Here is a 24,256-nt window from a genome sequence, read left to right as displayed (position 1 = left end):
CATGCCTGCTGAAGCTCAATCGCGCGCCGCCTGGCTCACCGAAAAATGGCTAACAATCGTCGGTATCGGCGAGGACGGTGTAGCGGGTCTCGGCGAAGAGGCCAAGCGGCTGATCGCCGAGGCCGAATTCGTCTTCGGCGGCACGCGCCACCTTGCCCTTGTCGCGTCACTCGCCAAAGGCGAGGCACGTGCCTGGCCGATCCCTTTCGATGCCGAGATGCGCGACGTGCTGGCGTTTTCCGGCAGGCGAGTCTGCGTGCTGGCGTCGGGCGATCCGTTCTTCCACGGTGTCGGCGTCACCCTTGCTCGCAAGATTCCTTCCCAAGAGATGCAGGTGATTCCTGCGCCTTCGGCCATGTCGCTGGCCGCCGCCCGCCTCGGCTGGGCGCTGCAGGATATCGAGACCATTTCGCTGCACGGCCGCTCGCTTGACCTCATCCGGCCGTTGCTGCATCCGGGCAGCCGTATCCTCGTGCTGACCTCGGACGGCGATGCGCCGGCGGCGATTGCGCGCCTGTTGACCGAACTCGATTTCGGCGCCTCGCAGCTGACGATCCTGGAGGCGCTGGGCGGCCCGAACGAAAGGCTGCGTTCGGCGCGCGCGGACGCCTTCGACCTCGAAAAGATCAATCCGCTCAACGTTCTGGCAATCGAAGTTGACTCAACTTCGGAAGCACGCATCCTGCCGCTGACATCGGGCCTTGCCGATCATTTGTTCGAGCATGACGGCCAGATCACCAAGCGCGAGATCCGCGCCATCACCCTGTCCGCCCTCGCCCCCAAGCGCGGCGAATTGCTGTGGGACATCGGCGCCGGCTCGGGCTCAATTGGCATCGAATGGATGCTGGCCCATCCCACGATGCGCGCCATTGCCATCGAGGCCGATCCAACCCGCGCCGCCCGCATCCACCGCAATGCTTCACATTGCGGCGTGCCCGGCCTTGTGGTGGTCGAAGGTTCGGCACCAAAGGCGCTTGCCAAGCTAGGCACGCCCGATGCGATCTTCATCGGCGGCGGCGGCAGCGATACCGGCGTGCTGGGCGCGGCGATCAAGGCCCTGCGTGTTGGCGGCCGGCTGGTCGCCAACGCGGTGACGCTGGAGATGGAGGCGCTGCTTCTCGCCCGTCACGCCGCGCTCGGCGGCGATCTCACCCGCATCTCTATATCTCGTGCTTCACCGGTTGGTTCGATGCAGGCATGGCGGCCGGCTATGCCGGTCACCCAATGGAGCTGGGTCAAGCCATGATGATCGCGGGCATCGGCAGCCGCAAAGGCGTGGGTGTGCAAGACATTCTTGCGGCGATAGAAACCGCGCTGGAAGCCCAAGGGCTGGCGATGACGGCGCTTTCGGCGCTCGCAACTGCTTCTCCGAAGCAGGACGAGCAGGCAATCTTTTCGGCGGGGCGCGAACTCGCCCTGCCAGTGATCGTTGTCGAGGACGATGAACTCAAGGCTGCGTCGTCGCGCGTCATCAGCCACTCGAGCCTGTCACAGGAGCGCGCCGGCACGCCGTCGGTTTCCGAAGCCTCCGCGCTTGCCGCCGCAGGGAAAGGCGCGAAACTGCTTGGGCCGCGAACCGTGCTTGGCCCGGTCACCTGCGCCATCGCCATCAGCGGAGATGCGGCATGACCGTCCACTTCATCGGCGCCGGACCGGGCGCGGCCGACCTCATCACCTTGCGCGGCAGCCGGCTGCTGGCAAGCTGCCCAATCTGCCTCTATGCCGGCTCGATCGTCGCCCCGGAACTGTTGCAGCACTGCGCGCCCGGCACGAAATTGATCGACACCGCGCCGATGTCGCTCGACGAGATCGAAGCGGAGTACCTGGCGGCCCACCAGGCCGGCCATGATGTCTCCCGCCTGCATTCCGGCGACCTGTCAGTGTGGAGCGCTGTCGCCGAGCAGATCCGCCGGCTGGAGAAGCACGGCATCGCCTATACGCTGACGCCGGGCGTGCCCTCTTTCGCAGCCGCCGCGGCAGCGCTGCGCCGCGAGCTGACCGTTCCCGAAGTCGCGCAAAGCCTGGTGCTGACCCGCATCTCCGGTCGTGCCTCGAAAATGCCGCCCGGCGAAACCCTGGCCGGCTTCGGCCGCACCGGCGCCACGCTCGCCATACACCTTGCCGTCCACGCGATCGACCGTGTCGTCGCCGAGCTGACGCCATGCTATGGCGCCGAGTGCCCGGTAGCGGTCGTCTTCCGTGCCTCCTGGCCGGACGAGCGCGTGCTGACCGGCACGCTCGCGACGATCGAGGCGCAATTGGCCGCCGATCCGATGGAGCGCACGGCAATCATCTTCGTCGGCCGTTCGCTGGCAGCGGAAGGCTTTCGCGAGAGTTCACTTTACGACGCCCACTACCAGCGGCGTTTTCGCGGGCGGGACGGATTGTGAACGACGGCACCGGAAACAACAGCGGAAACGCCACGATCGAACAGGCTTTGGTCCGGCTGAACTTCAAGCCGCGCCAGCTGGAGCCGGGCCATGTCTGGCTGGCCGGCGCCGGCCCCGGCGATCCCGGCTGCCTGACGCTGGAAGTGCTGGCCGCGCTTGGGCAGTGCGATGCGCTCGTCTACGACGCGCTGGTATCGCCCGATATCGTCGCTGTCGCCGAGGCCGCGGAGCTGTTCTACGCCGGCAAGCGCGGCGGCCAGCCATCGATGAAGCAGGACGACATCACCGCTCTGCTGGTTCGGCTGGCGCGAGAAGGTCGCCGCGTCGTCAGGCTGAAGGGTGGCGACCCCTATATTTTCGGTCGCGGCGGCGAAGAGGCGCTGGCGCTGGCGCGCGAAAACATCCCGTTCCGCGTCCTGTCCGGCCTGACTTCGGGCCTCAGCGCGCTTGCCGGTGCCGGCATCCCGGCCACCATGCGCGGCATCAACAAGGCGGTGATCCTGGCCACCGGCCACGCCGCCGGCACCGATGACGACCTCGACTGGGCAGCAATCGCCCGCACCGGCCAGCCGGTCGTCGTCTATATGGGCATGGCCAATCTGCCGCTGATATCAGCCTCGCTGCTCGGGGGCGGACTGGCGCCGTCGACGCCGGCGGCAGTGATCGTTGCCGCGACGACGCCGCAGGAGCGTATCGTCGTCGCCACGCTCGCCACCATCGCCGAGGAAGCGGCTGCCGCCGGCCTTGCCGCGCCGGCGCTGATCGTCGTCGGCGGCATCGTCGCGATGCGCGCGGCATTGGCGGGCGAGCCATGACCCGCGCGATCATCATCGGCGCGCCGCGCTCGGGCTCGGGCAAGACCAGCGTCACAATCGGTATCCTGCGCGCGCTCGCCAGGCGCGGCCTGAAAGTGCGCGGCGCCAAGTCGGGCCCCGACTATATCGATCCCGGCTTCCACACCGCCGCGACAGGCCTTTCCGGTGTCAATCTCGACAGCTGGGCGATGCCACCTGCGCTGCTCAACGCGCTGGCAGGCGACGCAACTGAAGACGCCGATTTCATCTTCCTCGAAAGCGCGATGGGCTTGTTCGACGGGATTCCCGCTGCTCGGGGCCGCACCGGCGCGGCTGCAGATCTTGCCCGGCTTTACGGGCTGCCGGTGCTGCTGGTGCTCGACGTTTCCGGACAGTCGACCACGGCGGCGGCCATCGCGAAGGGTTTTGCTACATATGACCCCGATGTGCGCATGGCCGGTGTGGTGCTCAACCGGCTGGGCAGTGAACGCCACCGGCGGCTGTGCAGCGATGCCATTGAGGCGCTCGGGTTGCCTGTCGTTGGCGCGATATTGCGCGACCCGAAGCTCAACCTGCCGGAGCGGCATCTTGGCCTCGTCCAGGCCGGCGAATATGAGAATTTGATGGCCCACCTCGACCGGCTGGCCGACATGGCCGAAAGATCGCTCGACCTCGACGCCATCATGGCGCTGGCGGCGCCATTGGCGCCCGCTCCCGGCAGTTTCGGCGATGCGCTGCCGCCGCCGGGCCAGCGCATCGCGCTGGCCGAGGACGCTGCCTTCACCTTCCTCTATCCGCATGTCGCCACACATTGGCGCAAGGCCGGGGCGGAAATCGTCCCCTTCTCGCCACTCGCCGACGAAGCGCCGGCCGGCAATTGCGACGTCTGCTGGCTGCCCGGCGGCTATCCCGAGCTTCACGCCGGCCGACTTGCAGCGGCTGCAAATTTCAGCGCCGGCATTGAGGCGTTTTCGGCAACACGGCCGGTGCATGGCGAGTGCGGCGGCTTCATGGTTCTGGGCGAGGCGCTGGAGGACGCATCGGGCGAGACGCACAGGATGCTCGGCCTGCTTGGTCACTCGACCAGTTTTGCCAAACGGAAGATGAACCTCGGCTATCGCGAGGCGCGACTGCGTGCCGATTGCCCCCTCGGAGCCGACGGCACGCTGATCCGCGGCCACGAATTCCACTATGCGCAGATGATTGCCACCGGCAACGACGAACCCCTAGCCGACCTCGCTGACGGCCAAGGCAATCAGCTCGGTGCCTCCGGTTATCGCCGCGGCCATGTCAGCGGCACATTCTTCCATGCCATTGCGAGGGGCGAATGACCGCCTCGCCCCGCCAAGCGCTCGATGACATCGCGCTCTGCTTCGTCTTCTTCACCCGGCTGCCGCTGCCGGTCGTCGATTTCCGGGACCGCAGCCTTGCTGCCGCGATCTGGGCAGCGCCGGTCTCCGGCCTCGCCGTCGCTCTGTTTGGCGCCTTGGTTTACGCGATCGGGACCTGGCTCGGCCTTGCCGTCGGTCCGGCAGCAGCACTGACCCTGGCCGCAACCTTGCTCGCCACCGGCTGCATGCATGAGGACGGACTTTCGGATGTCGCCGACGGTTTTGGCGGCGGCAAGACACGCGAGAAAAAACTGGAGATCATGCGCGACAGCCGCATCGGCGCCTACGGCGCCTGCGCGCTCGCTCTGTCGCTGCTGATCCGCTGGAGCGTGCTTTCGGAATTCGCCGGCCCGGCCCACGTGTTCTGGGCTCTCATTGCCGCGCATGCCGCTTCGCGCGGCTTGTTCGGCGCTTTCATGCATCTGTTGCCGGCGGCGCGCAGCGACGGCCTCTCGGCCGATGCAGGCCCCGTGTCGGCCGAAACCGCCATTGCCGGTGCCGTGCTCGGCGCCGTCGCGCTGCTGACGCTAGGGTTCGGTGGCGCGGTCGCCGCGCTCATCCTGCTCGGCCTGTTGTTTGCCGCCTTCCGTATGCTGTGCCTCAGCCAGATCGGCGGCCAAACCGGCGACACGGTCGGCGCGCTGCAGCAGTTTGGCGAAATCGCAATCCTGCTCGTCGCTTCCGTTTGCCTTCCCTGACTCTGTTTCGGAGACTTTGCCCCCATGCCTTTCAAATCGCTTGATGAATTGCGCGCGGCCTGCCTCGACCTGCCTGCCGGCAGCGACGCCGCGGCAAATGCAGTCGCCCGCCGCCAGGACACGCTGACCAAGCCGCAAGGCAGCCTCGGCCGGCTGGAAACCATCGTGGCATGGCTTGCTCGCTGGCAGGGCCGCGACATGCCGAAGCTCGACCGCGTCAAAGTCTTCGTCTTTGCCGGCAACCACGGCGTCACCGCACAGGGCGTGTCGGCCTTCCCGTCGGAGGTCACCGTGCAGATGGTGGCGAATTTCGCCGGCGGCGGCGCCGCCATCAACCAGTTGGCCCGCATCGCCGGCGCCGAACTCGACGTCATTCCGCTCGACCTCGACCGTCCGACCGGCGATTTCACGCAAGTGCCGGCAATGGACGACGAGGTCTTCCTCGCCGCGGTTACGGCCGGCTACGGCGCAGTGACGAAAGACCTCGACCTCGTCTGTTTCGGCGAGATGGGCATCGGCAACACTACACCGGCGGCGGCCATTTCAGCCGCCCTGTTCGGTGGTGGTGCGGAAAAATGGACCGGGCGCGGCACCGGCGTCGACGATGCCGGCCTGGTGCGCAAGATCACCGCCATCGAGGCCGGCCTCCAGCGCCATGCCGAGGGCTTTGCCGACCCGCTGAAGATCGCAGCAGCCATTGGCGGGCGCGAACTCGCCGCCATTTTCGGTGCGACGCTGGCCGCGCGCCATCACGGCGTGCCAGTGCTGCTCGACGGCTTCGTCTGCACCGCCGCCGCCGCACCCTTGGCAAGATTGCACCCCGCCGGCCTCGCCCACACGCTTGCCGCCCATGTCTCTGCCGAATCCGGCCATCGCCGCCTGCTCGAAGCGCTCGGCCTGCCGCCGCTGCTCGATCTCGGCATGCGGCTCGGCGAAGGCTCAGGCGCCTGCCTCGCCGTCAACATCGTCCGTTCGGCGCTCGAATGTCATGCCCGTATGGCAAGTTTTGCAGAGGCTGGTGTTTCGGAGAAGTAAATGCTCGCAAACTCATGAGAGGCGACACGGCTCGATACAGGGGCGTGAGACGGCATTTATCGTCTCACGTTCTCACCCTGTTCCAGGGAACTTTCCACCTAAGTCTTTGAAATCTTTGGTGGGTGCGACAGGGATCGAACCTGTGACCCGCTGATTAAGAGTCAGCTGCTCTACCAACTGAGCTACGCACCCACTCGCCGGTAAAACCAGCGTCGGCGGGCATATAGCCGCCGCCATCCGCCATGTCCAGCCCTGCCGGATTCATTTCCCGACAAATCGCGCCGGGTTTCGTCGTCCTAGGGCGGAGCGAACGCGAAGCGGAGCAGAGACCCTAGGATGACGGAGCATGGTTTGTCAGACAAACAGCTTGCCTTCCGCCACTTTTACCGCATGGCCCCCGATGCGGGCGGCGGCCAGTTTGCCGCCTTCGACATTCAGTTCGAGGCGAATGCGCGAAGGCCGGCCCATCTCCAAGCCTTGCTCGATCCAGAGTTGGGAAACACCCTCCCTCGGGCCATCGTAGTGCATGATCGCGCCGGCGAAGGCCGCGGCCGCCGAACCGGTCGCCGGATCTTCATAGGAAGGATTGCCCGGCACGATCATGCGGACATGGAAGGCGCTGTCGTAGTTCACCGTCTCGCGGCAATAGACATACGGGCTGGCAAGGGCCCATTCGCTCTTGCGGGGTGCCAGTTCCGACCACGCCTGGTTGTCCAGCCTTATCCGCGCCGCCGCCTCAAGGCCAGCGACGGGGATGGTCACATAAGGCACGCCGGCCGACCAGAACGAGACGCGGTGGTTTTCGAAGCCGACTTCGTGCGGCCCCAGCCCAAGTGCCGCGCCGATCGCCTCCGGGTCAGCGACAAGTTCCAGTGGCTCCGGCAGTTTGGCCAGGTCGAACTCGGCAAAGGTGGCGCCATCGTGCTTGCTGACGGCGCAGCGCACCGGGCCGATATTCTCCTCCAGGACGAAGATGCCGGCGGTGTCGCCATCGCCAGCCATTTCGGCAAGCGCGATCGCGGAACCGACAGTCGGATGGCCAGCGAACGGCATCTCATAATCGGGCGTGAAGATGCGGATGCGGGCGCGATGCTTGGGATTGTCAGGCGGCAGCACGAAAACGGTTTCCGACAGGTTGAACTCGCGAGCGGTGGCCTGCATCGCGGCCGTGTCCAGCCCCTTGCTGTCAAGCACGACGGCCAGCGGATTGCCGGCCAGCCGCTCGGTGGTGAACACGTCGTAAAGTAAGTAATTCCGGGTCAGCATTGTAGAAAGCCTTCTGCCTCAATCCCAACATGGGCGAAATTTAATTTGATATTTGAACCATTAGGCCTGATCTGTGCACTGATGGGATCATCACTGTTTATAGGGGTCCGGCGTGGACCAGATTGTCAATCTGCCAAAGACGGAATCCACTTCCGACATAGAGACGGCACTCGGACTTGACCATCTTGGTCTGAAGAAGAAGCGCCGTCGCGGCTGGCTTTATGGCCTGCTTGTGCTGGTGGTCATCGCCGCAAGCCTCGCCGGCTACCAGTGGTATGCCGGGTCTCCAGCCAAGATCGACTATACCACGGTGCCGGCCGCAGTCGCCGACCTCACCGTCGAGGTATCGGCCACCGGCACGCTGCAGCCGCTCACCCAAGTCGACATTTCGAGCGAACTGTCCGGCGTCGTTCGCTCGGTCGCGGTCAACGAGAACCAGCAGGTGAAGAAGGGCGATGTGCTGGCGGCGCTCGACACCGCCAAGCTGGAGGTGCAGATCGAGCGCGCCGAGGCTTCCGCCAAGGCGGCGGCCGCCAATGTCGAGGACGCCACCGTAACCCTCACCGAAAACGAAAGGGCGCTTGTGCGCGCGGCGGCGCTCACCAAACGCGGCATGGCGACGGACCAGTCGCTTGAAGCGGCGACAGCGACGCGCGACCGCTCCAAGGCAGCACTCGACAGCGCCAAAGCCAATCTTGCCATCGCCAATGCCGATCTCAAGGCGCAGCAGACGGACTTCGCCAAGAGCACCATCTATGCGCCCATCGACGGCATTGTTCTGACGCGCTCGGTCGATCCCGGCCAGACGGTTGCCTCCTCGCTGCAGGCGCCAGTGCTGTTCGTCATTGCCGCCGACCTCAGAAACATGGAGTTGAAGGCAGCGGTCGACGAGGCCGACATCGGCGCGGTCAAGCCCGGCCAGCATGCGCGCTTTACTGTCGACGCCTTTCCGGAACGGCCGTTCGATGCCGAGATCCGCGACATCTCCTATGCTTCGGTCACCACCGACGGCGTCGTCACCTACGACGCGCGGTTCGAGGTCGACAACAACGAGCTTCTGTTACGGCCTGGGATGACTGCCACCGTTTCGGTCGTCACCAGGCAGGCCAAGGGCGTGCTCACCGTGCCGGCCATCGCTTTTCGCTATCGGCCGGCGCAAACAGCCGCCCGCGCGTGGAGCCTGAGCGACCTGTTCACGGGCCGTATGGGCCGTCCAGGCGGCAACCGCCAGCGCCAGCCGACGGCGCAGCCTACCGACGGCTCGCGCACGCTCTACGTGCTGGAGAATGGCCGGCCCCGGCCGGTCAGCGTCAAGATCGGCTCCACCGACGGCGAACTGACCGAGATCACCTCCGGTCTCGCAGAAGGCGCGCAAGTCATCACCGCAGCGCAGCAGCGGAGCTGAAATCATGTCAGGCTCGCTGCTCATCACGTTCGACAAGGTCTGGAAAAGCTATGGCCAGGGCGAAGCCACGGTCCATGCGCTGGCTGGCGTCGACCTTGCTATCCGCCGCGGCGAATTCGTCGCCATCATGGGCCCGTCCGGTTCGGGCAAGTCGACGGCAATGAACATCATCGGCTGCCTCGACACGCCGACGGCAGGAACCTACAGCTTCATGGGCATCGATGCTGGCCGTCTCGACCGCAACCGCCGCGCCTTGCTGCGCAATCGCTATGTCGGCTTCGTCTTCCAGGGCTACAATCTCCTGCCGCGCACCACCGCGGTGGAGAATGTCGAACTGCCGCTGATCTATCGCGGCGTCGCCGCCCGCGAGCGTCACGATCTCGCCATGAAGGCGCTGGCCGAGGTCGGCCTTGTCGGCCGCGAGCACCACACGCCAGCCGAGCTCTCCGGCGGCCAACAGCAGCGCGTGGCGATCGCACGCGCCATCGTCACCAGGCCAACCCTGCTCGTCGCCGACGAACCGACCGGCAACCTCGACACCGCACGCACGCATGAGATCATGGAACTCCTGACGCGGCTGAACACCGAGCTTGGCCTGACCATCGCCATGGTCACCCACGAGGCCGACGTCGCCGGCTACGCCGAGCGCACAATTCGCTTCCTCGACGGCCACGTCGCCTCCGACGCCATGAACCTTGAGGTGGTGTAACCGTGATCTGGGAAACCGTCCGCCTCTCGCTGCTTTCGGTCCGCCGCAACGTGCTGCGCTCGTTCCTAACGCTGCTCGGCATCGTCATCGGTGTCGCCGCCGTCATCGCCATGCTCACCATCGGCTCGGGCACCACCGAAAAGGTCAAGGCCGATATCTCCAAGCTGGGCAGCAATTTGCTCGTTGTCCGTCCCGGCCGCCCAGCCGGGCCCGGCGGACCGGGAGGGCTCGACCAGGCCACACGTCCGCTCGGCAGCAAGGAACTTGCCGCGCTTGTCGCACACCTGAGCGGCGCCCGCGCCATCTCGCCCGCATCGCAAAAGCAGGTCCGCGTCATCTTCGGCACCGAGAGCCTGACGTCGGGTGTCACCGGCACCGACAGCGCCTATCTCGATGCGCGCGACTGGAAGCTGGTTTCGGGCCGCCCATTCAGCGATTCGGAAATCCGCTCGGGTACCGGCGTCTGCCTGATCGGCGAAACCGTGCGCCAGCAGTTCTTCGGCGCCGGCGACCCCGAAGGCGAGATCATTCGCGTCAACCGCACCTCGTGCAAGATCATCGGCCTGCTCGAGCCGAAGGGCTATACCGGCTTCGGCCAGGACCAGGACAATGTCGTGCTGATGCCGCTCGCCGCCTACCAGCGCCGCATCGCCGGCAACCGCGACATCGACTCGATCTACGTCGCCGCCGACGACCGGACGTCGACCACCGAGCTGCTGCCACGCGTCGAGGACATCTTGCGCGACACACGCCGCATCACGCCCGACCGCGAGGACGATTTCTCGATCCGCGACATGACCCAGATCGCCGACGCCATGGCCAGCGCCACCACGACGATGACCGGCATGCTGGGCGCGGTCGCCGGCGTCAGTCTGCTCGTCGGCGGCATCGGTATCATGAACATCATGCTGGTGTCGGTCACCGAGCGCACCCGCGAGATCGGCATCCGGCTGGCCATCGGCGCGCATGAAAGGCACATTCTCATCCAGTTCCTGGTCGAGGCGACCGTGCTGTCGCTGCTCGGCGGCATTATCGGCATCCTGATCGGCCTGGCACTGGCCGGCCTCGCCTCGCTGACGCTGGCCATCCCGTTCGCACCAAGCCCGGCGGTGATCCTGCTCGCTGTCGGCTTCTCGGCGCTGATCGGCATGGTGTTCGGTTTCTTCCCGGCGCTGCGCGGCGCGCGGCTCGATCCGATCGACGCGCTCAGGCATGAATAGAGGGCGTCACGCGACGTTTCGGCTGTTTAAGCTTTTTTGGTGGTCTTTCGCCTCTTCCCTGTCGCCGCTCAATCTGCGGTGCTAGTATAATCGCCAGGGCTAATATGACCTCAGGGGGGGTGGGAAGTATGAGCAAGAAAGAGCGCCTGATTCTGGCGGTGGTGATCGTTGAGGCCGCCTTGGCAGGCCTCTGGTGGTATCTGGCCAGTTACGGCATGGACAATCCTGATCGCGTCACCGCTGATTTCCAGCAGGTTGTCGGTCAGACGATGGGAACGGCGATGGGTGCGCTGCTGGGTGTCGGCGTCGTGCTGTTTTTCGTCGCTGCCCGCAACGACCGCAAAACCATCGAAAACAAAATGCGTCGTTAGAGCGACGTGCGTCCACTTGGACGCACAAAGTACGCTCTAGCACTTTGAATCTTTGCATCGTGCTTTTCGAAAATCGATTCCGATTTTCGGGCCGATGCGTCAGTCCTGGCCGGCAAAATGCCACTCGATCAGTGGCTTCATGTGCGGCATCAGCCCGCCCGGCAGCTCGTCGGCATTGCGGATGATGACAGGCCCGTCGATTTCTGGCTCTGCCTCGGTGGCGACAAAGGCACTGATGCGCTGCGCGACCTCGTCGGCGGATGCCGTCTCGCGATAGCGACGAAAGATCACCGTGCCGGTTGCCGTCGACAGGGCATAGTAGCGCCTGCCGCGTGTCGCGCCGGCAAGGTCGAGGCCGGTTTCTTCCCGCACCTCGCGGATCATGTTGAAGTCGACATCGACAAGGCCATCGCGGAAATCGGTCGGCTCGAACGAGCCGGCGGCGAAGTAGACGCGGCCAGCATTGACCGTGTGCCGCGCCATGCGGATCGCCACCAGCGCATTGTCGCCGGCGACCAGCATGGCATGGGCATAGGCGTGCTCGGCCCCAGCCACATGGCGATTGCCGCGCCAAAGCATGAAGGTCGAGTAGCGCACCGCATGGCAGCGGCCGACGAGGCTGTTGTCGCGATAACTGAGCGCCGAAAGCAGCACCACGGTGCCGTCGAACAGCGCCGGGTTGGCCACCGTCTCACGCCGCCAATTCTCGGCGATCGCTTGCGCATTATCGCGTTCGAACGGATGCGGGCCGGGGTCGAGCCTGACGTCGACGGCGTCGACCGGCAGGATGATGTTGCGTGGCAGGTCGAAGCTCAACGAAAACGATCCTCAGGCTATTTCCAGGGTGATCGCCACCGGACAATGATCCGACGCCTTCGGCCGGTCCCAGCCGGCACGCGGAAAGCGGTCCACCTCCTGGCCCGCCGGAAAGATCGTGCGCCAGGGCTGGCCGTTGCGGATGATGTCGGGAACGGCGGTCGCATTCTTGGCTGCCAGTGCCTTCGACAACAGGATGTAGTCGAGCTGGCACAGATGCCGCTCTTGCGGTCCGCGCGTATGGTATAAGGTCCAACGGTCCATCTCCGGGCGCCGCTCGACCGCATTCTCGCAAAAGCCGCCGGCGGTGAGCACGCTGAGGCAGGACTGGCTCTCATCGATCACCTCGAAGCGGTAGCCGTCAAAGGCGTCGCCGGATATCTTCACGCGCTGCCGATAGTCATTCATGTCGCCGCAGATCGCCCAGCTTTTGTCGGCGGCATGATCCCCACCGAAACGCTCCTCGATGATCCGGCGCACCGCTTGCGCCTCGGCGATGCGCAGCGGCATTGTCGCCTGGCGCCCGTCGAGACCGTTGCGGGGCGAGCCCATCGACTTGAAGTGCACCAGATACAGCGTCAGCGGCACGCCACCGACGGTCAGGTCGATTTCCAGGCAGTCGCGCCGGAAGATGCGCTGGTTGGCCTGATGCCCTAACGCTGCCAGTTCCGGCGTGTACAAGCCGAACTGCTCGAACGTGACATAGGCGTGGCTTGTCATGCGCACGAATTCGATCGGGTGGCCCTGCGCGGTCTCGTTGCGCATCATCACGGCGACGTCGATGCCGCGCGAATCATTGCCGGCGGTGGTGTATTTCTGGCGGTAGCCATGCCCAACCATCTTGAACAGATAGCCATATTCGAAAGCCTTCAGCGCCTCGATATTGTCGACCTCCTGCATGCAGATGATGTCGGCGCGGGTGGCTGCGATGGCCAGTGCCGTCAGCTGGCGCGTATCGTCGGATAGCGCGATCTCCCGCGCCTGTTCCAGCATTTTGTACTCGGCCTCGCTCTGGATGTCGAAAAGCGCCAGCGTGCGATCTTCGTTGAGCTGGTTGCGGTATCCGGAAAAATCGAACCTGTTCATCAGGTTTTCGACATTGAAGGTGGCGAGGCGCAGGGACATGGCGGTGACCTTTGCCCACAAGCGCAGCCGAAAACAAGGGGGCTGGGCGATGCCCATTCATGGTTGATGGAACCTTTCCGTTCATCTTCCGTTCAGACGCAAAGGTCCATGATTAGGGTTAACCTGAGCGTGGGGCCTGAAACTTCGGAGAGTGAAATGAAACCGCTCTTTTTGACTACCATTCGATCGGGCATGTTGGCCTTGGGTCTTGTTTCCGGCCTCTCGGCGCCTTCCATGGCCGGGCCCATTCAGCCTGACGTCCCGCTCCCAACTGCTGCCGCGGCACGCGAAATCGTGCCGGTGCGCGATGGCTGGGCTGGCGGCAATAATAACGTCTGGATGCGTGGCCGTAATTTCTCAGGAGCCAGGAACTGGAACCGTGGCAATTGGAACCGTGGCAACTGGAACCGTGGCAACTGGAACGGTGGGCGGCACTGGCGCCAGAATCGTGGCCGGTACTACGGTGGCGGCAATTACGGCCGTTACTACGGTGGCGGCTATTACGGCCGTTACTACGACGACGACGACGGCGCCGCCGCGCTTCTCGGTTTGGGCCTTGGGTTCGGCCTTGGCAGCCTGTACCAGGGCTACTACAACCAGGGCTACTACAACCGGGGCTACTACAACAACGGTTACTATTCGAGCGCCCATGTCCGCTGGTGCTACAATCGTTACCGGTCGTATCGCACCTGGGACAACACGTTCCAACCCTATAACGGCCCGCGCCAGCAATGCTGGTCGCCCTATCGCTGATCGACTGATGCATTCCAGACGGCGCCGCTCCTCGCGGCGCCGTTTCCGTCTGGCTCAGCCTTCTTCTGAACTGTTCTTTGTCCGGCCAGGGCACCGCGAAATCGTTTCGCCGCCGACGATAACGCTATGTTTATCCGGCAGGCCTAGTTATCTTGCCGATCGCACCACATGAAATGCGACGATCGCCGGGGATTGGCGCGCGATGGCTGAAGACGAACACCGGGACAAACGCAGGCAGCGCGTCTTCAAGGGCGCGACGATCCTGACCGGCATGACCAGGTCCGAGGTCACGTGCACGGTGCGCAACATGCATGACGGCGGCGCCGAACTGAAGGTCTCGATCGATGCTCGCGTGCCCGACGAATTCCTGCTCTATGTGCCGACCGACGGCATCGCCTACAAGGCAGTGGTCCGCTGGCGCCGCGAGGACCGCATCGGCATCATGTTCATCGGCACCGAGCCAAAGCCCCACTGGCACTACGGCTAAATCCCCCGAACCGCGTCCTCTGAGCAGTCGACGAAGTTAGGAGAGAAAATCTCCTAGAATACCCCGACGAGCAGTGCGGCCCGACAAGGAAGGCAGAGGCGGAGGCCCACAGGACCCAAAGTCCTCGCACCCTGCATTCGAGAACGGCCGCAGCGGGATTGGCGGGATCGTAGTGGACCTCGACCTTGTCGCCCTGGAGGTAGCGCTGCGATTGACCGCTGACGAGGCTTGGCAGCGAGGCCGTCAGATTCGAGCCGAAAGCGACGCGGTCGGCGGCATAGCGCTGGCCGGCGACGCTATAGCTATAGACGACGCGGGATTTGAAGACCGTTCGCCAAGGCCGGTACCCACCGCCCTTCAACCTGTCGCGGATCTGGAATTTCTGCAGGCCCGATGCGTCGATGCGTCCCGTGGTGACAGGCCATCTGGCCGCCTGTTCCGCTAGCGACTTGTGGGCAAAGCGCATGCGCAAGGTAAATAGCCCCATCACAAGCAGCAGGGCCTCCGCGCCGAGGTTCTGCGGCTTGGGCAAATGCGGCCTGATCGCCTCCAGGACGCCGCCGATGGAGAAGACCAACACAACGGCGCCAATCAACAGCCCCGCCGAAAGCTGGACCATGAACTTGAGGGCGCCATCGGGCAGGTTGCGCTCGATCACGGCCTTGGCCGGATCGGAAGGGTCATAGAAAACGGTTACGTCGGCTCCCTTGGGAAACCGCGCAAGGGTTTCGGGAACGGCGAAGTTTCCGACATTCTCCTGCACGCTGTAGCGCGAACTGCGGAACGTTTTCCCGCCCACCTTGTACTCGAAGGTGATCGCCGGGAAGCTTCGAGTCTCGGTTGAACCTCTGCGTCCCGAGCCGGATCCCGAACTGGTCACTTCGCGAGCCTCCACTCGTGACGAGAGGATCTTTCCAGGAGTCGGAAACCAGCGGCTGACCGCCCTCACCTCTCTGCACTTCAACAGTGTGACAACGGTCAGCATGCCGGCGACCACGCATGCAAACCCGATCAACAGAAATTTGAGTTCCAAACCTGCCCCCTCGGCAAGGCGTACGCTGCCCAGCACACGCATACCACGATGGCGAGGACAACGCGCCCTGTCACGTTCGCGGAAAAGCCGGCGGAGCGATCCGCCGGCTTTTCCTGTGCAATGATAAATTGCGAATTAATTTTTTGGCCCTGTCCGACCAGCTTGTTCTTCGAAATCTCCCGCGCGCCCGCAGGGCGAAGCCCGAGGACGCGCAAGAAAACGAACGTGGATTTCGATCAGTTCTTGGCCTTGTCGACCAGTTTGTTCTTCGAAATCCACGGCATCATCGCGCGCAGCTTGGCGCCGACTTCCTCGATCTGGTGGCTGTCGTTGTTGCGGCGGATGCCCTTGAAGCGCGACATGCCGGCGCGGTATTCCTGCATCCACTCCGAGGTGAACTTGCCGGTCTGGATATCCTTCAGCACGCGCTTCATCTCGGCCTTGGTGTCGGCGGTGATGATGCGCGGGCCCGAAACATATTCGCCCCATTCGGCGGTGTTCGAGATCGAGTAATTCATGTTGGCGATGCCGCCCTCATAGATCAGGTCGACGATCAGCTTGACCTCGTGCAGACATTCGAAATAGGCCATTTCCGGCGCGTAGCCGGCTTCCACCAGCGTCTCGAAGCCGGCGCGGATGAGCTCGACCAGACCACCGCACAGCACCACCTGTTCACCGAACAGATCGGTCTCGCATTCCTCGCGGAAATTGGTCTCGATGATGCCCGAACGGCCGCCGCCGACGCCGCAGGCATAGGACAGGGCGAGATCGAGCGCATTGCCCGAAGCGTCCTGGTTGACCGCGACCAGGCACGGCACGCCGCCGCCCTTCTGGTATTCGCCGCGCACGGTGTGGCCAGGCCCCTTCGGCGCGATCATGACGACATCGACCGAGGCCTTCGGCTCGATCAGGCCGAAGTGCACGTTGAGGCCGTGGGCGAAGGCGATCGCCGCGCCATCGCGGATGTTCGGTGCGATCTCGGATTTGTAGATGTCGGCCTGCAGCTCGTCGGGCGTCGCCATCATCATCAGGTCGGCCCATTTGGCGGCCTCCGCCACGCTCATCACCTTGAGCCCGTCGGCCTCGACTTTTTGGGCGGTCGCCGAGCCGGCCTTGAGGCCGATGGCGATATCCTTAACGCCGGAATCCTTGAGATTGAGCGCATGCGCCCGGCCTTGGCTGCCATAGCCGATGATGGCGACCTTCTTGCCCTTGATCAGGTTGAGATCGGCGTCGCGATCGTAATAGACACGCATTTTTCTTTCCTTCCCGTTTTGAATTCAGAGGCCTTGCGGCCCGGTTTTTGCTCCGTAAAGAGCGAGAAACTGCTGCGTCGCCCGGACGGCATCGCCGCCGATCGCCGCATCAGTCAATTCCAGCCGGTCGCCGAGCAGCAGGCGGATCTGCACGTCACGGGCGACCAGCCCGAAAAAGGTGCGGAATGCCGTTTCGGCATCCGAGAACTCGAGAAGCCGCGCCTGCCGACCGGCCTCCAGCACCGGTTTCAGGCGTCTGGCCAGCGCGAAGCGGCCGTTCTCCAGCACGATGGCGCCAAGATCGTTCTTGCCGTCTTTGCGCCGGATTGGGCCGGCACGGCCGACCGCCACCCGGTTGAGCGCGATCGAGGTATCGCTCGAAATCACCTTGAGCCAGTCCGAGGCGAAGCGTTCTAGGCTCGCCGTCAGCGAGGCAAGATCGAGCCCCTTGCGGTCGACCGGCACCACCCGCACCTTGGACGCCTGCCATTGCACCGTTGCCGTCAAAAGCCCGTCGCGATCGTCGAACCATTTGTAGAGCGTTTCCTTGGAACAGCTCGCCCGCCGCGCCACGGCGGTCATGGTCAACTGGTCGCCCTCCTCGACCAGCAGGCGAAGTGCGGCGTCGAGCACGGCTTTCTGCCGCTCCGTCAGCGCTTCGCCGGTGTCGATGTCGACGCTTGCCTGCAACAAACTCTTTTCCTGCTCGATGACGGCGGCAGCCAGGTCCGTACCGTACGTTACGGTTCGGCATGTCTATGACGTATTGTCGGACCCGGTGCAAGCCCTATCTCCGCTTTTTGACGCCTTCCAGACCGGAACGGCCTCCACTGGAACGGCCTCCACTGGAACGGCATGTCACGGAGGCAAGATGCTCGTCGGCCTGCTTGCACTGACCGTTACCGCCGCTTTCGCGGGCGCCGCCATCTATGTCAGCGTCGCCGAGCAGCCGGCGCGGCTTCGCCTCGATGACAGGGCACTGCTGCAGGAATGGCAGCCCGCCTACAAGCGCGGCGCCGCCATGCAGGCGTCGATCGCCGTCGTCGCCTGTGTTCTTGGTGTCGTTGCCTGGTGGCAGACGGGCAGTCTCGCCTATCTGCTCGCGGCGGTGCTGATCATCCTGCCCTGGCCATGGACGCTGATCGCAATGATGCCGACAAACCGATTGCTGGAGGCGATGGACGCGGCTGCCGTCAATCCGCAAGCGAGGGCGCTGATCGTCAAATGGGGCAATCTGCATCTGGTTCGCGTCATGCTTGGCGTGCTGGCGGCACTGGCATTCCTCTGGGGAAGTGTCTGACGTCGCGACGTTCAGCAAAGGCCACATCACTCGAGGGCGGCTGGATGGCGCAGCCGACCAAGCAGAGCCGACAAGGTGTCGAGGTCATCATCTGAAAGCCTGGCGCCGACCAGCTCCGCGATCGACAGTCCGTAGACGGCCCACATGCGGCGGCGCATCTCGCGCCCCTTGCCGGTGATGCGGATAGTCTGTCCTCGCCCGTCATCGGCAACCCTGAGCTTCTCGACCAGCCCGTCCGCTTCGAGCCGCGCCAGTAGCCGGGAGATGTTATATTGCGCAAACAGTGTGCGCTCGATCAGCTGGAACGGCCGCAGGCCGCCCTCGCCGGCTTCGGCAAGCTCATGCAGCACATCGTACCAGGCAAGCGGCGGTAAGCTGCTGTCCTTCAGCGCATCTTCGGCTCTTTCCACCAGCTGGCGCGAAACGCGCATCAGGCGCGCCCAGGCCTTGATGGCCGCGGGCGAAGGATTGGTTTTCTCCGTCATGATTGCAGCATAGGGGATAGATGCAATTGCATCAAGCTTGCACGTGAATGCAAATGCATCTATATACATGCAACTGCATTGATATCCGAAGACACTGCCATGAAACATGAAATCTGCAAGATCGGCGACATCCCGGAGACGGGCAGCCTGGTGTCCGACAAGCTCGTTCTCGTCAGCCACCACCTTTGTCCCTATGTGCAGCGCGCGGCGATCTCACTCGCCGAAAAAGACGTGCCGTTCGAACGCTTCACCATCGATCTCGCCAACAAGCCGGCCTGGTTCAAGGCGATATCGCCGCTCGGCAAGGTGCCGCTGCTGCGCGTGCAGCAAAATGGCGAGGAAACGGTGATTTTCGAATCGGCGGTCATCCTCGAATTCCTCGAGGAAACGCAACGGCCCCCACTCCATCCTGCCGACCCGCTGGCCCGGGCCCGGCACCGCGCCTGGGTCGAGTTTGGCTCGGCCATCCTCAACGCCATCGGTCGATTCTATTCCGCGCCGACCGAGGCCGCCTTCCTTGCCGAAGGCGAAGGTCTGTCGGCGATGTTCGACCGTCTCGAAGAGGAACTGGCGGCCGGCCGAACTGGGCCGTGGTTCGCCGGCGAGCGCTTTTCAATGGTCGATGCTGTCTATGGACCAGTCTTTCGCTATTTCGACGCCTTCGATCGGATCGGCGATTTCGGCATCCTGAGCGGAAAGCCGCTTGTCGAGGCCTGGCGGAAGGGATTGCACGAACGCAAGTCGGTGAAGGACGCTGTCACCCCAGACTATCCACAGCGCCTTCATGCATTCCTGCAAGCGAAGGGTTCGCACCTTTCGAAACTCATCCGCCGCAACGAGGCGGCCGCCGCGCTTCCTTGATACCGATCCGCCTGAACGGATCGACCACGGTTCCAGCCACCACCGATCCTTCAGCGGTATCGCCAAATCAAGCCGTCGCTCTTGGCGTTGGGTTAAGTGTCGGTATCGTCAAAAGCGGCGCGAGCGGCGCGCACAGCGCCATGATTGAGCTCGGCCCACTGGAGCAGCTGGTGCAGGGGTCCGAACATCGAACGTCCGAGATCGGTCAGACTGTATTCGACGCTCGGCGGCTTGGTCGGGAACACCTCGCGATGGACGTAACCGTCGCGCTGCAAATCGTGCAGCGTCTGGGTGAGCATGCGCTGTGAAATGTCGGGTACCAGCCGCCGCAATTCGCCGAACCGGTACGGCTTTTCTGCCAGCGCCATCATCAGCAGCGAACTCCATTTGTTGCTGATGCCCTGGATCACATCGCGAACCGGACAGTCCGCAATGTTGCCCCCGCCGCTGCCCGCTTTGTAAATCTCGAGTTTCGATCTCAGACTGACGATTTTGCCGTCCATCGCTGGTTCCCTGCGCCTGCCTACCTCCCGCAAAACTGCCTTCTTTACGGAGGTCTGTCAATTCCTATTTTAGTGCTGGTCTCTTTTTGAGACTTATATAAGCACCCGCCGCTCCGGCGCAACGACAGGACTTCCCATGACCGAAACCCTTCTCGTCACCGGCGCCTCCGGCCAGCTCGGCCGCGGCGTCATCCATCATCTGCTGGACACGCTCAAGGTTCCGTCCGCACGCATCATCGCCGCCACCCGTAATCCAGAAAACCTCGCCGACCTGGCGACGCGCGGCGTTGCCATCAGGCAAGCCGATTTCGATGACACGGCGTCGCTCGTCGAGGCATTCAAGGGCGCCGGCAGGGTCCTGATCATCTCGACCGGCGAGATCGACCTTGGGGGCAAGCGCCTCAAGCAGCACGAGAATGCAGTCGCAGCCGCCAGGAAGGCAGGTGTTTCGCATCTGCTCTACACCTCGATGCCCAATCCTGAGCCGGGATCGCCGGTGCTGTTTGCGGGCGATCACTACGGTACCGAGCAGGCGATCAAGGCGAGCGACATCCCCTACACGATTTTCCGCAACGGCTGGTATCAGGAGAACCTGTTCATGTCGCTGCCGCATGCCATTGCCTCGGGGCAGTGGTACACATCGGCGGCCGACGGCCGCATCGCCCATGGCGCTCGCGACGACATGGCCGCGGCGATCGCCGCGGGCCTTGCGTCGGGCGCTTCCGAAAGCACGACATACACGCTGACGGGTCCGCAGGCCCACACCGTCGCCGAGATCGCAGCCTTGGTGACCGACGTCACCGGCAAGCCCATCGAGGTCGTCCAGCTTTCGGACGAGGCGTTGACCGAGGGTCTGAAGGCTGCCGGCGTTCCCGAAGGCTTTGCCCCCGTCGTCACTTCCTTCGACACCAACACGCGCTCCGGCCGCATCGGCATGGTGACCGATGCGATCGAGACACTTTCAGGCAAAAAGCCGAAATCGTTGAGGCATTTCCTCGAGGCGAACAAGGCAGCTCTGGCCGGCTGAAGGCCGCGGAGATTCTGGCAAAGGCCGTGCCTTTGGACAGGGCACGGCCTTTTGTCTAGATAGCCACCTGCGTCCCGATCTCGACAACACGTCCGGTCGGGATCTGGAAATATTCGGTCGCATCCGCTGCGGTGCGCGCCAACCCGATGAACAGCTTGTCCTGCCACACCGGCATGCCGGAGTTGGGTGACGCCTTGAGCGAGCGCCGCGACAGAAAGAAGGAGGTCGTCATGATGTCGAACTTCCAGCCCTGCTTGCGGCAGATCGCCAGCGCACGCGGGATGTTCGGCTGCTCCATATAGCCGAAGGTCAGCGTCACCCGCATGAACAGCTCGTTGATCGTTTCCATCTTGACCCGCTCGCTGTCGGGCACCACGGGCTGCTGAGCCGTCACCACCGAGAGGATGACGTTTTGTTCGTGCAGCACCTTGTAGTGCTTCAGGCTGTGCATCAGCGCGGTCGGCGCGCTGACGGGATCACTGGTCAGGAACACGGCCGTACCGGACACCAGCTGCGGCTTTTTCTTCAACAAATTGCCGGCGAGGAAATCGAGCGGAATTTCGTTCCGGCGCGTCTTGTCGAATAGATAGCGACTTCCGCGTATCCAGGTCCCCATGATCAGCCCCATGATGCAGGCAACAGCGATCGAGACCCATCCGCCTTCCACGAATTTCACAATATTTGCCAGGAAGAAGCCGGTGTCTATCGTGCCAAAGAGCAGCGCCAGCGCCGCAGCGAGCGCGGTCTGCCATTTCCATTGCCACCGCATCACCACGAACAGCAAAATAGTCGTCATCAGCATTTCGCCTGTCACCGAAATTCCATAGGCGGAAGCGAGCGAACTCGAACTGCCAAAGCCGACGACGAGCAGCATTACGCCGAGCGCGAGAATGAGATTCACGCGTGGCATGTAAATTTGGCCGAGTTGCATCTCGGAAGTATGCTGAACTTCGATTCTGGGCAGAAGATTGAGCTGCACCGCTTGCCGAGTTAGCGAAAACGCCCCGGAGATAACGGCTTGACTGGCGATGACAGTCGCTGCTGTTGCTAGCCCGACCATTGGTATCAGTGCCCAATCTGGCAGCATCTGGAAAAACGGATTGTCGGGCAGCCCCCCGTGAGCAAGTACGAATGCGCCTTGCCCAAAATAGCTGAGCAGCAGGCAGGGGAAGACGATCCAGAACCAGGCTAGCACGATTGGACGGCGACCGAAGTGCCCGAGATCGACGTAAAGCGCTTCAGCACCGGTAACCGCCAGAAAGACCGCGCCGACTGTGAGAAATGCGCCCGTTTTGGCTTCGGCAAGATAGGCAACTGCATAGTAGGGGTTGATTGCCAAAAGCACCGACACATCGTCAAGAATATGCACCAATCCGGCAATGCCGATCGCCAGAAACCAGAGCGCCGTCACCGGCCCGAAAACGGAGGCCACTCTACCGGTTCCGAAGCGCTGCACGGCAAACAAAACGGCAAGAATCACCAATGTAATGGGAACCACGTACGGATCGAACGCCGGGGTCACGACGCTCAGGCCTTCCACCGCTGAAAGCACCGAGATGGCCGGCGTTATGATCGCGTCGCCGAAAAACAGTGCGGCTCCGCAGAGACCAATGGCAAGAATGATGCCGGAACCAGCCGGATAAGCTTTCCGGGCCAGCGCCATAAGCGACAGGGTACCGCCTTCACCCTTGTTATCCGCCCGAAGCACGAAGGCGACGTATTTGATTGTCACGATAATCGTCAGTGCCCAGACGATCAGCGACAGAATGCCCAGAACGGCACTGCGCGGATCGGTGCCGGACGAAGCATGCAGTGCTTCGCGAAGCGCATAGATCGGGCTGGTGCCGATATCGCCATAGACCACGCCGAGAGCGCCCAGCATCAAAACCTTGGTGCTGTGCTTTTCGACCTCAGGATGGCTTGATTGTTCGACTGGTTCTGCCTCACTACCACTGTTGGTAAGGGCCATGGACGACACTCCGATAAGCGGGCGGTGCTCTACGCTTGCTGCGATGCAATATCAAGTGCCCCAACGTGATGGCTGCCATGTCTGCAAAGCGAGGCTTCCATCCTTACCACCCACAGGCCTTCAGAAATCTTTTGACCGTCCCGGCCATGCCATACTCCAACGCATCGGCTGTCAACCCATGTCCAATCGACACTTCGGCCAATACCGGGATGCGCTTTGCCAATGCCGGCAGGTTGTTCACCACCAGATCATGCCCGGCATTGACCTGAAGCCCGGCGGCAAGCGCGGCATCCGCGGTTTTTCCCAATCTTTCCAGCTCCTTCGCCGCTTTTGCCGAATCGGAATGATAGCTGCCATATGGACCGGTGTAGAGCTCGATCCGGTCGGCGCCGGTGTCGCGCGCGGCCTTCATGCCTGCCGGATCCGGGTCGGAAAACAGCGACACGCGAAAGCCCCCCTTTTTCAGGCGTTTGACGATCGGTGTCAGGAACGCCGCCTCGGCGGCGAAGTTCCAGCCATGGTCGGAGGTGGCCTGGGCAGGGTCGTCGGGCACCAGCGTCACCTGCTCTGGCTGGTGCTTTTCCACAAGCGCCAGGAAATCCTCGCTCGGATAGCCCTCGATGTTGAACTCCGCCTGGGGGAATTCGTCGTCGATCAGCGCCCTGATCTCCGGCAGGTCGGAATGCCTGGTGTGCCGCTCGTCGGGCCGCGGATGCACTGTCAGCCCATGCGCGCCCGCGGCCAGCGCCAGTCGCCCGAGCCCGGTCACATCAGGCCACGGCAGGTCGCGCCGGTTGCGCAGCATGGCGATGGCATTGAGATTGACGGAGAGTTTTGCAGGCATGGGTTCTCGGGTCCGGATGTACTTGCGGCCATCTATACCGCCTTTGGCGGGAACAGACAGGGGGTTTCCGGTGTTCCAGAGGGACGTATAATATCCAGCAAGAGGAAGACCCGTGAATTATCTTGAAGCCGTGCCGGCGGTTCGCCGTATCGATACCGACCGCGACGACCTGTTCGCCATCGACGTCGTCGGCCATGTCACGGCGGCCGATGCGGAAAACCTGTTCGGTTTGCTGGAGGCGGCTTACGCGCTGCACCCGAAAATCGACGTGCTGGTGCGCCTGATCGATCATGATGGCGTCGATTGGGTCGATGTGTCGGACGAAACGCTTGAACAGGGCACGGCCCTTGCCGTGGAGCATGTCGGCCGCTGCGCTGCGGTCGGCGAGCCGAACTGGGTACCCAGCGCACAGGGCTTGCTGCCTGTTTCCTCGCCCGTCGAGCTCAGGCATTTCGAGGCAAAGGACGAAGCATCCGCGTGGGAATGGCTCGGCGCCAGACCGCTTGCCCCACGGTGAC

The 24,256-nt window shown here is 63.5% G+C and carries 27 protein-coding genes and 1 tRNA gene; 17 read left to right on the top strand and 11 right to left on the bottom strand.

Annotation, left to right across the window (positions count from 1 at the left end):
* The first annotated feature begins 1 nt into the window (after position 1).
* From cbiE to cobT, 7 genes are read left to right on the top strand one after another with little or no spacing between them, the layout of a single operon-like run.
* A complete protein-coding gene (gene cbiE / locus IHQ72_RS17575; RefSeq protein ID WP_258123592.1) occupies positions 2-1,246 on the top strand; it encodes a precorrin-6y C5,15-methyltransferase (decarboxylating) subunit CbiE in 1,245 nt (414 codons plus the stop codon).
* Positions 1,243-1,629 carry a cobalamin biosynthesis protein gene (locus IHQ72_RS17570; protein ID WP_258123591.1) on the top strand — a complete coding sequence of 129 codons (387 nt, stop codon included), beginning with the start codon at positions 1,243-1,245 and terminating at the stop codon, positions 1,627-1,629. The genes cbiE and IHQ72_RS17570 overlap by 4 nt, the downstream gene beginning before the upstream one ends.
* The gene (gene cobM, locus IHQ72_RS17565) at positions 1,626-2,390 is read left to right on the top strand and encodes a precorrin-4 C(11)-methyltransferase (RefSeq protein WP_258123590.1); all 765 of its coding nucleotides are present in this window, start codon (positions 1,626-1,628) and stop codon (positions 2,388-2,390) included. The genes IHQ72_RS17570 and cobM overlap by 4 nt, the downstream gene beginning before the upstream one ends.
* Positions 2,387-3,205 (top strand): uroporphyrinogen-III C-methyltransferase, encoded by an 819-nt coding sequence (cobA, locus tag IHQ72_RS17560; protein WP_258123589.1) that lies wholly within the window; start codon positions 2,387-2,389, stop codon positions 3,203-3,205. Before cobM ends, cobA begins: the two co-directional genes overlap by 4 nt.
* Positions 3,202-4,515, top strand: coding sequence for a cobyrinic acid a,c-diamide synthase CobB (locus IHQ72_RS17555; RefSeq protein ID WP_258123588.1), 1,314 nt, complete (start codon positions 3,202-3,204; stop codon positions 4,513-4,515). Before cobA ends, IHQ72_RS17555 begins: the two co-directional genes overlap by 4 nt.
* Positions 4,512-5,273 (top strand): adenosylcobinamide-GDP ribazoletransferase, encoded by a 762-nt coding sequence (locus tag IHQ72_RS17550; protein ID WP_258123587.1) that lies wholly within the window; start codon positions 4,512-4,514, stop codon positions 5,271-5,273. The genes IHQ72_RS17555 and IHQ72_RS17550 overlap by 4 nt, the downstream gene beginning before the upstream one ends.
* Positions 5,274-5,297: 24 nt before the next feature.
* A complete protein-coding gene (gene cobT / locus IHQ72_RS17545; protein WP_258123586.1) occupies positions 5,298-6,308 on the top strand; it encodes a nicotinate-nucleotide--dimethylbenzimidazole phosphoribosyltransferase in 1,011 nt (336 codons plus the stop codon).
* Positions 6,309-6,424: 116 nt separating this feature from the next.
* Here the strand turns inward: cobT and IHQ72_RS17540 are convergent.
* Together IHQ72_RS17540 and IHQ72_RS17535 are read right to left on the bottom strand one after the other, a co-directional pair.
* A tRNA-Lys gene (locus IHQ72_RS17540) sits at positions 6,425-6,500 on the bottom strand.
* 162 nt (positions 6,501-6,662) lie between these two features.
* A complete protein-coding gene (locus IHQ72_RS17535; RefSeq protein WP_258123585.1) occupies positions 6,663-7,574 on the bottom strand; it encodes a PhzF family phenazine biosynthesis protein in 912 nt (303 codons plus the stop codon).
* 112 nt (positions 7,575-7,686) lie between these two features.
* Between IHQ72_RS17535 and IHQ72_RS17530 the strand changes: the two genes are divergently transcribed.
* The 4 genes from IHQ72_RS17530 to IHQ72_RS17515 all read left to right on the top strand — a co-directional run bounded on the left by IHQ72_RS17530 (position 7,687) and on the right by IHQ72_RS17515 (position 11,279).
* Positions 7,687-8,979, top strand: coding sequence for an efflux RND transporter periplasmic adaptor subunit (locus tag IHQ72_RS17530; RefSeq protein ID WP_258123584.1), 1,293 nt, complete (start codon positions 7,687-7,689; stop codon positions 8,977-8,979).
* A gap of 4 nt (positions 8,980-8,983) precedes the next feature.
* On the top strand, positions 8,984-9,688 hold the full coding sequence (locus tag IHQ72_RS17525; RefSeq protein WP_374120370.1) for an ABC transporter ATP-binding protein: 705 nt from the start codon (positions 8,984-8,986) through the stop codon (positions 9,686-9,688).
* A gap of 2 nt (positions 9,689-9,690) precedes the next feature.
* Positions 9,691-10,908 (top strand): ABC transporter permease, encoded by a 1,218-nt coding sequence (locus IHQ72_RS17520; RefSeq protein ID WP_258123583.1) that lies wholly within the window; start codon positions 9,691-9,693, stop codon positions 10,906-10,908.
* Between the two features lie 128 nt (positions 10,909-11,036).
* Positions 11,037-11,279, top strand: a complete 243-nt coding sequence (locus IHQ72_RS17515) for a hypothetical protein (protein ID WP_258123582.1) — start codon at positions 11,037-11,039, stop codon at positions 11,277-11,279.
* A 99-nt stretch (positions 11,280-11,378) separates the two neighbouring features.
* Here the strand turns inward: IHQ72_RS17515 and IHQ72_RS17510 are convergent, their stop codons facing one another.
* On the bottom strand, positions 11,379-12,095 hold the full coding sequence (locus IHQ72_RS17510) for a hypothetical protein (protein ID WP_258123581.1): 717 nt from the start codon (positions 12,093-12,095) through the stop codon (positions 11,379-11,381).
* A gap of 12 nt (positions 12,096-12,107) precedes the next feature.
* Positions 12,108-13,220 (bottom strand): endonuclease/exonuclease/phosphatase family protein, encoded by a 1,113-nt coding sequence (locus tag IHQ72_RS17505; protein WP_258123580.1) that lies wholly within the window; start codon positions 13,218-13,220, stop codon positions 12,108-12,110.
* A gap of 156 nt (positions 13,221-13,376) precedes the next feature.
* Between IHQ72_RS17505 and IHQ72_RS17500 the strand changes: the two genes are divergently transcribed.
* Entirely contained in the window at positions 13,377-13,973 is a 597-nt protein-coding gene (locus IHQ72_RS17500; protein WP_258123579.1) for a BA14K family protein, read from the top strand.
* Between the two features lie 202 nt (positions 13,974-14,175).
* Positions 14,176-14,460 carry a PilZ domain-containing protein gene (locus IHQ72_RS17495; protein ID WP_258123578.1) on the top strand — a complete coding sequence of 95 codons (285 nt, stop codon included), beginning with the start codon at positions 14,176-14,178 and terminating at the stop codon, positions 14,458-14,460.
* On the opposite strand, the gene IHQ72_RS17490 is transcribed toward IHQ72_RS17495, so the two are convergent.
* From IHQ72_RS17490 to IHQ72_RS17480, 3 genes are all read right to left on the bottom strand, one after another.
* Positions 14,420-15,340: a DUF3592 domain-containing protein gene (locus IHQ72_RS17490; RefSeq protein ID WP_441338649.1), complete on the bottom strand. Its 921-nt coding sequence runs from the start codon at positions 15,338-15,340 to the stop codon at positions 14,420-14,422. The two genes, IHQ72_RS17495 and IHQ72_RS17490, sit on opposite strands and share 41 nt — an antisense overlap.
* 389 nt (positions 15,341-15,729) lie before the next feature.
* Complete coding sequence (gene ilvC / locus IHQ72_RS17485) at positions 15,730-16,749, bottom strand: ketol-acid reductoisomerase (RefSeq protein ID WP_258123577.1); 1,020 nt, start codon at positions 16,747-16,749, stop codon at positions 15,730-15,732.
* A gap of 24 nt (positions 16,750-16,773) precedes the next feature.
* The gene (locus tag IHQ72_RS17480) at positions 16,774-17,439 is read right to left on the bottom strand and encodes a TetR/AcrR family transcriptional regulator (RefSeq protein WP_374120398.1); all 666 of its coding nucleotides are present in this window, start codon (positions 17,437-17,439) and stop codon (positions 16,774-16,776) included.
* A 181-nt stretch (positions 17,440-17,620) separates the two neighbouring features.
* Between IHQ72_RS17480 and IHQ72_RS17475 the strand changes: the two genes are divergently transcribed.
* Positions 17,621-18,049, top strand: coding sequence for an anthrone oxygenase family protein (locus tag IHQ72_RS17475; protein WP_258123574.1), 429 nt, complete (start codon positions 17,621-17,623; stop codon positions 18,047-18,049).
* A gap of 26 nt (positions 18,050-18,075) precedes the next feature.
* Here IHQ72_RS17475 and IHQ72_RS17470 read toward each other — a convergent pair whose 3' ends face one another.
* Positions 18,076-18,534, bottom strand: coding sequence for a MarR family winged helix-turn-helix transcriptional regulator (locus IHQ72_RS17470; protein WP_258123572.1), 459 nt, complete (start codon positions 18,532-18,534; stop codon positions 18,076-18,078).
* 99 nt (positions 18,535-18,633) lie between these two features.
* On the opposite strand from IHQ72_RS17470, the gene IHQ72_RS17465 reads away from it, so the two are divergent.
* A complete protein-coding gene (locus tag IHQ72_RS17465; RefSeq protein WP_258123571.1) occupies positions 18,634-19,395 on the top strand; it encodes a glutathione S-transferase family protein in 762 nt (253 codons plus the stop codon).
* Between the two features lie 92 nt (positions 19,396-19,487).
* Here the strand turns inward: IHQ72_RS17465 and IHQ72_RS17460 are convergent, their stop codons facing one another.
* On the bottom strand, positions 19,488-19,898 hold the full coding sequence (locus IHQ72_RS17460; protein ID WP_258123570.1) for a winged helix-turn-helix transcriptional regulator: 411 nt from the start codon (positions 19,896-19,898) through the stop codon (positions 19,488-19,490).
* 136 nt (positions 19,899-20,034) lie between these two features.
* Here IHQ72_RS17460 and IHQ72_RS17455 point away from each other — a divergent pair, with 136 nt between their 5' ends.
* Positions 20,035-20,925: an SDR family oxidoreductase gene (locus tag IHQ72_RS17455; protein WP_258123569.1), complete on the top strand. Its 891-nt coding sequence runs from the start codon at positions 20,035-20,037 to the stop codon at positions 20,923-20,925.
* Between the two features lie 55 nt (positions 20,926-20,980).
* Here IHQ72_RS17455 and IHQ72_RS17450 read toward each other — a convergent pair whose 3' ends face one another.
* Positions 20,981-22,894: a potassium transporter Kup gene (locus IHQ72_RS17450; protein ID WP_065012335.1), complete on the bottom strand. Its 1,914-nt coding sequence runs from the start codon at positions 22,892-22,894 to the stop codon at positions 20,981-20,983.
* 103 nt (positions 22,895-22,997) lie between these two features.
* On the bottom strand, positions 22,998-23,738 hold the full coding sequence (locus IHQ72_RS17445) for a pyridoxine 5'-phosphate synthase (RefSeq protein ID WP_258123568.1): 741 nt from the start codon (positions 23,736-23,738) through the stop codon (positions 22,998-23,000).
* A gap of 112 nt (positions 23,739-23,850) precedes the next feature.
* Here IHQ72_RS17445 and IHQ72_RS17440 point away from each other — a divergent pair, with 112 nt between their 5' ends.
* Complete coding sequence (locus tag IHQ72_RS17440; protein ID WP_258123567.1) at positions 23,851-24,255, top strand: SpoIIAA family protein; 405 nt, start codon at positions 23,851-23,853, stop codon at positions 24,253-24,255.
* Position 24,256: the final 1 nt, after the last annotated feature.

This window comes from Mesorhizobium onobrychidis (genome assembly GCF_024707545.1).
GTDB classification, from domain to species: Bacteria; Pseudomonadota; Alphaproteobacteria; order Rhizobiales; family Rhizobiaceae; genus Mesorhizobium; species Mesorhizobium onobrychidis.
The sequence above is the reverse complement of the archived record's forward strand: the minus strand, read 5'-3'. Positions and strand labels throughout refer to the sequence as shown.

What these genes read in the sequence shown, in the direction of transcription:
- IHQ72_RS17465 (WP_258123571.1), top strand. Translation starts at nt 18,634, where the DNA reads ATGAAACATGAAATCTGCAAGATCGGCGACATCCCGGAGACGGGCAGC.
- IHQ72_RS17455 (WP_258123569.1), top strand. Translation starts at nt 20,035, where the DNA reads ATGACCGAAACCCTTCTCGTCACCGGCGCCTCCGGCCAGCTCGGCCGC.
- IHQ72_RS17495 (WP_258123578.1), top strand. Translation starts at nt 14,176, where the DNA reads ATGGCTGAAGACGAACACCGGGACAAACGCAGGCAGCGCGTCTTCAAG.
- cobT (WP_258123586.1), top strand. Translation starts at nt 5,298, where the DNA reads ATGCCTTTCAAATCGCTTGATGAATTGCGCGCGGCCTGCCTCGACCTG.
- IHQ72_RS17570 (WP_258123591.1), top strand. Translation starts at nt 1,243, where the DNA reads ATGATGATCGCGGGCATCGGCAGCCGCAAAGGCGTGGGTGTGCAAGAC.
- IHQ72_RS17500 (WP_258123579.1), top strand. Translation starts at nt 13,377, where the DNA reads ATGAAACCGCTCTTTTTGACTACCATTCGATCGGGCATGTTGGCCTTG.
- IHQ72_RS17515 (WP_258123582.1), top strand. Translation starts at nt 11,037, where the DNA reads ATGAGCAAGAAAGAGCGCCTGATTCTGGCGGTGGTGATCGTTGAGGCC.
- IHQ72_RS17460 (WP_258123570.1), bottom strand. Translation starts at nt 19,898, where the DNA reads ATGGACGGCAAAATCGTCAGTCTGAGATCGAAACTCGAGATTTACAAA.
- cobM (WP_258123590.1), top strand. Translation starts at nt 1,626, where the DNA reads ATGACCGTCCACTTCATCGGCGCCGGACCGGGCGCGGCCGACCTCATC.
- IHQ72_RS17550 (WP_258123587.1), top strand. Translation starts at nt 4,512, where the DNA reads ATGACCGCCTCGCCCCGCCAAGCGCTCGATGACATCGCGCTCTGCTTC.
- cbiE (WP_258123592.1), top strand. Translation starts at nt 2, where the DNA reads ATGCCTGCTGAAGCTCAATCGCGCGCCGCCTGGCTCACCGAAAAATGG.
- IHQ72_RS17445 (WP_258123568.1), bottom strand. Translation starts at nt 23,738, where the DNA reads ATGCCTGCAAAACTCTCCGTCAATCTCAATGCCATCGCCATGCTGCGC.
- IHQ72_RS17470 (WP_258123572.1), bottom strand. Translation starts at nt 18,534, where the DNA reads ATGACGGAGAAAACCAATCCTTCGCCCGCGGCCATCAAGGCCTGGGCG.
- IHQ72_RS17505 (WP_258123580.1), bottom strand. Translation starts at nt 13,220, where the DNA reads ATGTCCCTGCGCCTCGCCACCTTCAATGTCGAAAACCTGATGAACAGG.
- IHQ72_RS17450 (WP_065012335.1), bottom strand. Translation starts at nt 22,894, where the DNA reads ATGGCCCTTACCAACAGTGGTAGTGAGGCAGAACCAGTCGAACAATCA.
- ilvC (WP_258123577.1), bottom strand. Translation starts at nt 16,749, where the DNA reads ATGCGTGTCTATTACGATCGCGACGCCGATCTCAACCTGATCAAGGGC.
- IHQ72_RS17525 (WP_374120370.1), top strand. Translation starts at nt 8,984, where the DNA reads ATGTCAGGCTCGCTGCTCATCACGTTCGACAAGGTCTGGAAAAGCTAT.
- IHQ72_RS17475 (WP_258123574.1), top strand. Translation starts at nt 17,621, where the DNA reads ATGCTCGTCGGCCTGCTTGCACTGACCGTTACCGCCGCTTTCGCGGGC.
- IHQ72_RS17535 (WP_258123585.1), bottom strand. Translation starts at nt 7,574, where the DNA reads ATGCTGACCCGGAATTACTTACTTTACGACGTGTTCACCACCGAGCGG.
- IHQ72_RS17555 (WP_258123588.1), top strand. Translation starts at nt 3,202, where the DNA reads ATGACCCGCGCGATCATCATCGGCGCGCCGCGCTCGGGCTCGGGCAAG.